Source organism: Novosphingobium sp. Chol11 (assembly GCF_945870625.1).
In the GTDB taxonomy this organism is placed as follows: Bacteria; Pseudomonadota; Alphaproteobacteria; order Sphingomonadales; family Sphingomonadaceae; genus Novosphingobium.
This window is the reverse complement of the sequence record NZ_CAMBTS010000119.1, coordinates 1-8,798: the sequence shown is the minus strand read 5'-3', so window position 1 is coordinate 8,798 and position 8,798 is coordinate 1. Positions and strand designations below refer to the sequence as shown.

Below are 8,798 nucleotides of genomic sequence, written 5' to 3'. Positions count from 1 at the left end.
TTTGCGGCGCTGCGGCTGGCCAAGGACAGTTATCGCTAAATGGCCGAAAAGCGCAGTTTCCGGGTAACGTCGTTCGATGTCGCCGAGGCCGCCGGGGTCAGCCAATCGACGGTGAGCCGCGCGCTGGCGGGCGATACCTCGATCAGCGAGCCGACGCGTGCGCGCGTGCGCGAGGCGGCAGAAAAGCTGAACTATCAAGCGGACGAAAACGCGGCGCGGCTGCGCCGGGGCAAGACCGGCACGCTGGCCGTGGTCATGATCTGCCGGCCCGGGGAAGACCGCAAGGACCTTAATCCGTTCTACTTCTCGCTGCTTGGCAGCACCTGCGCCGCTGCCGCCGCCCGCGGCTACGAAGTTCTGGTGTCGTTTCAGGATAGCGCGGAAAACTTCATGGGCCACTATCAGGAACGCCGCAAAGCCGACGGGCTGATCGTGATCGGCACCAGCGAAAACACTGCCGCATGGGATTATTTCGATGCCTTGCCCCCCGGCAGCCATTGGGCCTGCTGGGGCGCGCCCAGCGACGCCTTTCCCTGGGTGCGCAGCGATAATGTTGCTGGGGCTGCGCTGGCTACGCGCCACCTGCTGGGGTGCGGTTATCGCGCGGTAGTCTGTGTCGGCTCGGAAACCTCGCCGCAGCGGCAGTTCAAGGAGCGCTACGACGGCTATGCCGCCAAGATGCGCGAAATGGGCCATGAACCCGTGCTGCAACCGATCGAGCGCGGCCTGCCGCGTGAGGAACAAGGCCGCCGTGCCGCCGCTGCACTGGCCGACTCGGGCCGCCCGTTCGATGCGATCTTCGCGGTGAGCGACGAGATCGCGCTGGGCGCGCTGAAAGAGCTTGAACGGCGCGGCACCCGCGTGCCCGGCGATGTCGGCGTGGTGGGCTTTGACGGGGTGCGCGCAGGCGGCTGGTCGAGCCCGCCCCTCTCCACGATCGAGCCCGATTTCGAAGTGGCGGGCAACTTGCTGGTCGAGCGGCTGATCGCCGCGATGGGCGGCGAGGTAGCCGATCCCCGCCGCGTGCCCGTGCGGCTGGTCGTGCGCGGCTCGACCCGGGGGTGAACCCGGCGATCCGGCCTACTTGAGCTGCGCCTGAAACGAGATGGAGAAGCTCGTCGGCGTGCCGGTCGAGGCTGCCATCACGCCCTTGGGATTGATGCACACGAATTTGACCGCCGGATCATAGGCGGATGTCGGCGTATAGGTGCATCCCGCGTAGCTCGTTGGCACGGTCGCGGCGCTCGAATACCGGATGTCGGTGCTGGCGGTGAAGGTCAGCCCGCTAGACGGGCTGCCTTGCGCAAAGGCAGGGTTTGCCGCTGTGCCGACCATCATCTCCGCCGGAAGCGAATCCATCAACAATACGGTTCCGGTATCGACCGCAGCCGAGCCAGTGTTGGTAACAAGGATGGTATAGCGCACGATCGCCCCGGGGATCGCTTTGGGGTTGGTGGCGCCGTTGCTCCCATCGGACAGCACCGTCGATGTCTTGAGCAGGGTTAGCGTGGCATTTTGCGCCCGGCGGGTATTGGTGATCGTGCACGAGATCACGTCGCCCATCCTGGGGGTGATCGTGCCGCCCACCGTGCTGGGCAGCGTGGTCGTGCTGGTCGCGGCGTTGGTGCAGGCCATCGCGGCGTTGTATTGCGTCAGGCTGGTCGCGCCCGCGCCAAGTTCGGTCAAGGTATAGGTCGTGCCCGCGCTCACCTGAACCTGCGGGGTCGATGCCGCGTTCACCGTGGTGCCGGTGCCGGTGGTGGTGGTCGTCGCCACCGTCGTCGCGCCCTGGTTGATGTTCATCGTGAACTGGTCGGTGCTGAAGCGCCGCCCGCTGGTGCCCAGCGCCTTGGTCAACCGCAAGTGCGGGAACGCGGTGTTGGTGAACGTGCACGCCACATTATCGCCGAATTGCAGCGCGCCGAAGCTATAGCTGGTGGTCGTCACGCCCGATGGCAGCGGGGTGGATGAACCGGACACCCCGTTGGTGCACGAGAGATTGCTTTGATAGCGCGAGATCGCGCTCACGCTGCCTGCGGCCATCGCCTGCGCCAAAGTGACCGGAACCGCTGACGATGTGCTCAACGCGGCGGCGGTGAACGGCCCCAGCCCGGTGCCGGAGGATGTGCCCGTGGCCAGTGTGGTACCGCCAGATGTAGCGTTGATGTCGAATTTGAACTGGTCGGCGGCGTTCACGCGCACCCCTGCAATCTGCATCGTCAACCGGATCGTGGCAAAGCGCACCGCAAACATCACCCCCTGCAGCCCCCCGCCGACAATCGTCGTGGTGAGCGTGGTCGGCGTGCTTGAACCCACGATATAGGCGCCGACGGTGCCGGCCACGCCGCTCACGTTGAAGGTATTGGTGCCGATGCCGCTGGTCAAAGGGTAGACCGACCCGCTGATCGGACCGGACTGATCGAGCAGCACCCAGCTGCCGCCGTTGGTCTGAAATCTGAGCGATTCATTTTCGTTCGACGATTCGGCGTCCGCCGCCACGAACATGTAGCTGGTGATCTGCGAGACGCCCGAAGGCGGGGTCAGCACGATATTGGAAATGGTCGCGGTTGTGGTACCGGCGGCGGTCTGATAGAGCGACGGACGGGCGGTAATGCCTAGAAACGAGCTGTTGCCGACCGAGGCCCCGGACCATGTCGGTGATACAGCCCCCGCGATGGCCGCGCCGCTGACGTTGAGGGTGAACGTCATCACCGTGCCATCGGGCAGGGTATAGCTGTAGGCTTGGCCGCCTGAAGACCGCGCCGCAGTGTCGTTGTAGCCGCTAAAGTCAAGCCAGCAGTATGTCTGCCAATTGGCTGGCCCGGTTGCTCCTTGCGATGTCGCAACATTGCAATTGGCCGCTGCAGCGGGGCTTGCCATCAGCGCGGCCAGCACCAGCGCCAGAAAACCTATCACCAACCGGCCGATTTGAGCCCGCTTCATCCCCACATCCAACTTGCCTTTGGCCTGGCAATGGGGACTAGGGCAAAACCCTTAGGAGAGCGTTAACCGTACTTTGACAGCCGTCGTTAGTTGACGAATTGGCGTTAGTTGACGAGTCCGGCAATCGCGGCATCGACCAGCGAGCGGTCGGCCTCGGCGCTGTGGTGCTGCGCGATCAGCGCGGCGGCGGCGGCAGTCGCCGTGCTGGCCGCGCGGGCGCGCAGTTCATCGATTACCGCACGTTCGGCGGCGGCAATCTTGTCATTGGCCATTTGCTCGCGGCGCACGATCATCGCGGCGGCATCGGTTTCTGCCTTGGCGACAATCGCTTCGGCTTCGCGCCCGGCATGTTCGATCATCGCGGCGGCATCCTTTTCGGCGCCTGCGATCTTGGCCAGATAATCCGCGCGCAAAGCTTCGGCTTCGGCGCGCAAGGCCTTGGCATCATCAAGCTGCTTGCGGATTGCGGCGATCTGCTTGTCGAGCCCGCCGGTGATGACGCCAGGGACTTTCTGCCAGATCAGGATACCGATGAACACAGCCATCGCCAGCGCGACGAACCAGCCGGGCGCCATGCCGAAAGCGTTCAGTTCCGGCGCTTCGGAATGAGCGGCACCCGCCGCCAGAAATGCCAGATCAGCCATGGAGCACACCCTTCACTGCCGCGCGCGCTGCCTCGGCATCTACCGTGAGGCCGGCCACCCGCGCGGCGATATCGCTCGCCGCATCGGCTGCTACCGTTTCTATCTCTGCCAGCGCGCTTTCGCGCGCAGCGGCAATGCGGCCTTCGGCTTCGGCAAGGCGGCTTTCAATGCCTTTGCCAGCAACCGCAAGCTGCGCTTCGGTCGCCTTTGCGCCTTTGGCCTTGGCCTCTGCGATCAGCGCCTGCGCCTGTCCGCGCTGCGCCGCTGATTGGACCCGCCAGGTTTTTTCCTGGGCATCCGCATCGCGGTGCGCAGCTTCGGCGGCATTCAGATCATCGGCGATCCGCTTGCTGCGGTTGTCGATGGTCTCGATCACCTTGGGGGCCATGCCCCGGCCGATGAGGAAGAAAACCGCGCCAAAAATCACCAGCATCCAGAAGATCTGGCTCGCGTAGAATTCGGACAATTGCGAAATCTGTGGCATTTTGGGCTTGGGCTCCGGCAGACCGCTGCAGAATTTACCGCTGCGCTGCGGCGTTTGGCCAGCGCCAGAAGCGCTCTCCAGACACCGCGCGTAGCGGCAGAAGGCTTAGGCGACGAAGATCAGGATCATCGCCACGACGAACGACAGCAGACCCAGAAGCTCGGCTGCGGCGAAACCGATGAAGAGACGGCCCTGCTGGCCATCGGCGGCACCCGGATTGCGCAGCGCGCCTTCGAGGAACGAGCCGAAAACGTTACCCACGCCGATAGCGGCCATGCCTGCACCGATGGCTGCGAGGCCCGCGCCGATCAGCTTTGCGCTTGCTGGTTCCATGATATTCATTCCTTCTCTTAAGATGTCGTGTGAAAAACTCGGGGTGACTTGGACGAAAAACAGGAAACGGATGGCTCAGAGCTCAATGCAGATGCTCGGCGTCGTTGATGTAAAGCGAGGTGAGCAGCGCGAAGACATAGGCCTGAATGCCCGCAACGAGGATTTCAAGCGCGCTGATCGCCACCATGAGGGCGAAACTGGGAATGGCGACGAGGCCGAAGAAGAACACCCCGGCGTTGGTGCCGCCGATGACGAAGCTGGACAATACCTCGAGCAGCACGTGCCCGGCCATCATCGCCACGAACAGTCGCAAGCCAAGGCTGAACGGGCGCACCAGAAACGACACCAGCTCGATGATGAAGATCAGCGGGATCATCGGCGCGGGCGTGCCGTGCGGAATGAACAGCGAGAAAAAGTGCAACCCGTGCTTCCAGAAGCCGACGATCAGCACGATCGCGAACGACAGGATCGCCAGCACGCCGGTGGCGCTGAAATGGCTGGTGAAGGTGAAAGGATGCACGCCCGCCAGACCCAACGGCAGGAGCCCGAGCAGATTGGCAAACAAGATGAACATGAACAGCGAGAAGACGTAAGGCAGATAGCCCCGCCCTTCCTTGCCGATATTGGCTTCGAGCATGTTGTCGATAAAGCCGGTCATGCTCTCGACCGCCATCTGCCAGCGGCCGGGGACCAGCTCACGGCGCATGCCGCCCATCATGAAGGCGTAGAGCACGATCGCGGAGATCAGCATCCACAGCGCCGAATTGGTGAACGGGATATGGTATCCGGCAATAGCCCACCCATCCGTGCCGAACATCGGCTCGATCATGAACTGGTGCATTGGATCGACTTTGGCTTCAGCTGCCACGCGCAGTCCCACTCAGCTGTTAAACAAAACCGGCATTCCCGCTGCGCCCGGATGGCTCACTCGGAAGGCCGGTTCGAAATCCGGATGATGTTTCTGAAAGCAACGACAATCCCGAGGAACAGCATCACCATCAGGCCCCAGTGCGAACCGCGCCCGACCAGCCAATCAATGGCCACGCCAACCGCTGCTCCGCCAATCATCCCGCCCAGCAATTCAGCGAGCACCCGGTTGCCCAAGCGGTATCCCGCATCGGCGCCCTGTTGCCCACTGCGGGTCCGCTGCGCTTCGTTCTCCCGAGCGGCGGCGAGCCTGCTCTCAAGCGAAGCGATGCGGGATTCCGCGCTGGTACGTTCTTGTTCGGAAGGTTCGTCCACCATGTCGGTTCCTCTCCTCACGCATGCGCATCATACGACGCACACGCATTGAAAATGGCCCGGCGCGATGAGCGCTTCCCCCACAAGGGCGCGGTCCCTTTAGGAAGCGAGGGGGGGCAAGTCAACCGCAGTGCTGCATTGCCGCAAATCGCGACATTGCAGGGCTATATGCGCCCAGTTGCTGCGCTATGGCCGCGTTATGGACAGCGCGAATCGCGCAGTGGGGCGGCTGCGGTGCGCGTTTGCCAACTGCCATCGGGGCCCTGATACTTTTCGCCCGGCTTGGTCTGCATGATAAGGACGCAGCCCGAGGTCAGCGCATATTCCTCCAGCGTGGCATTGTTGGCCTGCGCTTTTTGCGCATAGACCGCCTTGCGCTTGATATTGATGTCCTCAACCACCGCCCGCAGCGCAGGCGAGGCAGGACCGACATAGCCGAGATAGCCATCGACGCGCTCACCCACCTGCCCCGCTTCGCGCGCAGCGGCATAGGCAGGATCGCGCTCCGCGAAGGCAGGATTCGCGCCAAGTAGCGCCAGCGCTGCCATTGCAGCGAGCGAGGTGCCAAACCGGGCATTGATCAAATTGCGCGCCATCTCAGAAAATCTCCGAATTCTTGTCGATCGTCTGCGCTGCATCGGCGGCAAGGCGATAGATCACTTCCTGCTTGATATTGATATTGAGCTCGATGACGATCGGCTTGTCCGGCGCTTTCACGGTAATGCAGCCTCCCATCATCAATGCCAGCGGCAGCACCGCGACCGGCCACTGCCCTCTCCCCAATCGCTGATTGCCTGCGCTGTTGTTCATGCAGCGGATCGTTGCAGGGTTGTGTGATCGGGTCAATTGCGGGCTCCTTATGGATGAGGTTCGATTGCGAGAGGCTGAATGCGGTTCGCAGCTTCGGGAAAGGTTGTGGTGGTGAGCGCCGCTGGTCGCAGCGCCGGCTGCGCCGATCCCGGCGGGGCGGCAGCGGCCCGCTGCACCGCGCGGCCGCGCGCATCGACCAGCCCCAGCGTGCGCGGATCGCGGATGAACGCGGGGTCGTATGTTCCCTTGAGCGAATTGATCAGCTGGTAAAACGGCGCGCGGATGGTGATGTTGAACTGCAGCGGCAACCTAGCCACGCGGCGGGTGAGGAAGTTTTGCGTGGTGCCCCTGCCCTGCCGGACCCCCCGGAAGCGCAGATCGGTGACCAGATCGCCCGCCAGACTGCCTTGCATGCCGATGGTCATGGTCTTGTAATCCACCGATTTCAGCGCATCGAACGCGAAATTGGCCATCGGCGAGAGGTCTTTGTAACTCAGCGCACCGATGTAGGAGACATTGCCCCCCGGCGGCCGCGAAACCAGATTGCCGCCGAGGATTCTGCCGCCCTTGTCATCGAAGGCGAGCGGCAGGGTTCCGTCGAATGTGCCCGTCGCCGCGATGTTGCCCAGTTGCATCCGCTCAAGAAACCGGGCCGCATCGAACCCGGTGATCGTGAGGGTCAGCCGCCGCTCCTCGGCCAGCGCCATGCGCAGGTCGCTCGGCTCAAGCGTTATCGATCCGCCGAGAAACGGCCACTTTGCGCTGTTCAGCCGGATCACCTGATCGGGGCGCAGTTCGAGATCGACCACACCATCGGTAACCTCGATCCCCGGATTGACCGAGGCGACCTTCAGCCGCTGATTCGGAGCGGTGACCATACCCAGCAGATCGACAAAGCGCAGCGTTCCGGCAATGCCCTTCACCGGCCCGAACGCAGCGGCCAGATCGAGCTGGCGGGTGGTCAGGCTGCCCGTGCTGGTGAGCGTTGTCGCATCCCAATCGATGCGCCCGCTGCCGCTCACTTTGCCATCGACATTGGCGACCACGCCCTTGGCCAGCAGCGTGAGATCGGCGGGCTGCAACCCGCCCTTCCCCGTATCGAAGGCCAGCGTATCGAAAATCAGGTCGGCGCTGCCCCGCGTGCTCGCCAGATCATGCCGGATCGCGGCGCGGACGACCTCGTGCCCGGTCCTCGCTGTGCGCAGCAAGGCATTGGCCTTGATCAGGTTATTCTGAAAAACAAGGTCTGCTCCTTGCGCGGTGAGCGGTTCGAACCGCGCCGGCGCGCTGACGGAACTCAAGCTGGGGTCGGTCAGGCTGCGGTCGGTCAGATCGAAGCGCGCACCTGTCACCGCCAGACTGCCACCGGTATAGGACCATGCGCCCGAGGCCTTGGCAAGATCGAGCGGGACCGCCGCGAGGCGCCCTTGCGCGCCGCCAAACGTGCCCGCAATGGTCTTGCCCAGCCGCGCCGAAATCTCGGCTATTGCGAGGCGGTTCTGCGCATCCTTCGGCCCGAGCACGGCGGTGACCGCGCTGGCGGTCAGCGCGCCGGGCCAGCGCAGGCCGACAGGGCCGCTGCTCAGGCTTAGCGGCACCGAGCCTAGCCGCCCGGTGAGCGCCAGCGCGGGCGCTGTAGCGGCAAATTCGAGGCCGCGCGCGCCGCGCCGCACCATCGCACCGCCGCCTGCCGGACACAGCGTGATCGCGCGGGCATCGAACACGGCGCTGCCAATCGCAAGCCGTTCGAACCGCGGCGTGATGCAGCGCGGGAACAGCGCGAGCGCGCCGACGGGGCTGACCGCGCCTTGCAGCGGCAGCACCAGATTGTCGGCTCTGCCCCCCGGGATCGCGCCCGAGGCCTTGATCTCCCCGGAGAAGCCGATCGCACCGCGCGCGTTCTGTACGATCTTCATGGCGGGCACCGCAAGCGACCCGCCCCCGGCACGGTACGCTGGCATCGCGAGGTCCAGCAAAGTCCCCTGCGCCGCATCCTGCGCGGCCCGCCCGCTGATCTGTGGCAGGCCGTCGCCGCCTGTGCTGAAATTGGCGGAGAAGCGCGGGACCGGCGCTTGACCGCCCGACAACGACACCCGCGAAAGCTGGAGCAGGCTTTGCCCGCTGCCGCCGCGCAAGACCGCGCTGGGCGCACTGACATACCACGCGCCGCCGGGCTGCTGACGATAAGCGATATCGGCAACAAGGCGGCTGCCGCTTTCTTCGCGCGCCAGAGCCGCGCGGATCTGGCCAATCATCGGCGCGAGAAGGGTGCTTGCAGCGCCGGCCTGCCCGGCGGCCAGCGCCTGCTCCAGCGCCGGGCCGCGCCGCAGCGCCCGCGCCTC

10 protein-coding genes are annotated in these 8,798 nt (G+C 64.5%); 1 reads left to right on the top strand and 9 read right to left on the bottom strand.

What is annotated here, in order from left to right:
- Nucleotides 1-39 precede the first annotated feature (39 nt).
- Nucleotides 40-1,065 carry a LacI family DNA-binding transcriptional regulator gene (locus Q0O40_RS14245; RefSeq protein ID WP_295531266.1) on the top strand — a complete coding sequence of 342 codons (1,026 nt, stop codon included), beginning with the start codon at nucleotides 40-42 and terminating at the stop codon, nucleotides 1,063-1,065.
- A 15-nt stretch (nucleotides 1,066-1,080) separates the two neighbouring features.
- Here the strand turns inward: Q0O40_RS14245 and Q0O40_RS14240 are convergent, their stop codons facing one another.
- From Q0O40_RS14240 to Q0O40_RS14200, 9 genes are all read right to left on the bottom strand, one after another.
- The gene (locus tag Q0O40_RS14240) at nucleotides 1,081-2,943 is read right to left on the bottom strand and encodes a hypothetical protein (RefSeq protein ID WP_295531263.1); all 1,863 of its coding nucleotides are present in this window, start codon (nucleotides 2,941-2,943) and stop codon (nucleotides 1,081-1,083) included.
- 104 nt (nucleotides 2,944-3,047) lie between these two features.
- Complete coding sequence (locus tag Q0O40_RS14235) at nucleotides 3,048-3,587, bottom strand: hypothetical protein (protein WP_295531260.1); 540 nt, start codon at nucleotides 3,585-3,587, stop codon at nucleotides 3,048-3,050.
- The gene (locus tag Q0O40_RS14230) at nucleotides 3,580-4,071 is read right to left on the bottom strand and encodes an ATPase (RefSeq protein ID WP_295531257.1); all 492 of its coding nucleotides are present in this window, start codon (nucleotides 4,069-4,071) and stop codon (nucleotides 3,580-3,582) included. Before Q0O40_RS14230 ends, Q0O40_RS14235 begins: the two co-directional genes overlap by 8 nt.
- Nucleotides 4,072-4,176: 105 nt before the next feature.
- Nucleotides 4,177-4,404 carry a F0F1 ATP synthase subunit C gene (locus tag Q0O40_RS14225; protein ID WP_101798446.1) on the bottom strand — a complete coding sequence of 76 codons (228 nt, stop codon included), beginning with the start codon at nucleotides 4,402-4,404 and terminating at the stop codon, nucleotides 4,177-4,179.
- Nucleotides 4,405-4,486: 82 nt separating this feature from the next.
- A complete protein-coding gene (locus Q0O40_RS14220; RefSeq protein WP_295531254.1) occupies nucleotides 4,487-5,272 on the bottom strand; it encodes a F0F1 ATP synthase subunit A in 786 nt (261 codons plus the stop codon).
- Nucleotides 5,273-5,328: 56 nt separating this feature from the next.
- Nucleotides 5,329-5,649, bottom strand: coding sequence for an AtpZ/AtpI family protein (locus Q0O40_RS14215; protein WP_295531251.1), 321 nt, complete (start codon nucleotides 5,647-5,649; stop codon nucleotides 5,329-5,331).
- A 194-nt stretch (nucleotides 5,650-5,843) separates the two neighbouring features.
- A complete protein-coding gene (locus tag Q0O40_RS14210; protein ID WP_295531247.1) occupies nucleotides 5,844-6,242 on the bottom strand; it encodes a YdbL family protein in 399 nt (132 codons plus the stop codon).
- Between the two features lies 1 nt (nucleotide 6,243).
- Entirely contained in the window at nucleotides 6,244-6,456 is a 213-nt protein-coding gene (locus Q0O40_RS14205; RefSeq protein WP_295531244.1) for a YnbE family lipoprotein, read from the bottom strand.
- A 47-nt stretch (nucleotides 6,457-6,503) separates the two neighbouring features.
- The coding region (locus Q0O40_RS14200; protein ID WP_295531241.1) for a YdbH domain-containing protein at nucleotides 6,504-8,798 on the bottom strand (2,295 nt) is incomplete at its 5' end.

Coding starts and splice junctions, on each gene's coding strand:
- Q0O40_RS14245 (WP_295531266.1), top strand. CDS start 40: ATGGCCGAAAAGCGCAGTTTCCGGGTAACGTCGTTCGATGTCGCCGAG.
- Q0O40_RS14240 (WP_295531263.1), bottom strand. CDS start 2,943: ATGAAGCGGGCTCAAATCGGCCGGTTGGTGATAGGTTTTCTGGCGCTG.
- Q0O40_RS14235 (WP_295531260.1), bottom strand. CDS start 3,587: ATGGCTGATCTGGCATTTCTGGCGGCGGGTGCCGCTCATTCCGAAGCG.
- Q0O40_RS14230 (WP_295531257.1), bottom strand. CDS start 4,071: ATGCCACAGATTTCGCAATTGTCCGAATTCTACGCGAGCCAGATCTTC.
- Q0O40_RS14225 (WP_101798446.1), bottom strand. CDS start 4,404: ATGGAACCAGCAAGCGCAAAGCTGATCGGCGCGGGCCTCGCAGCCATC.
- Q0O40_RS14215 (WP_295531251.1), bottom strand. CDS start 5,649: ATGGTGGACGAACCTTCCGAACAAGAACGTACCAGCGCGGAATCCCGC.
- Q0O40_RS14210 (WP_295531247.1), bottom strand. CDS start 6,242: ATGGCGCGCAATTTGATCAATGCCCGGTTTGGCACCTCGCTCGCTGCA.
- Q0O40_RS14205 (WP_295531244.1), bottom strand. CDS start 6,456: ATGAACAACAGCGCAGGCAATCAGCGATTGGGGAGAGGGCAGTGGCCG.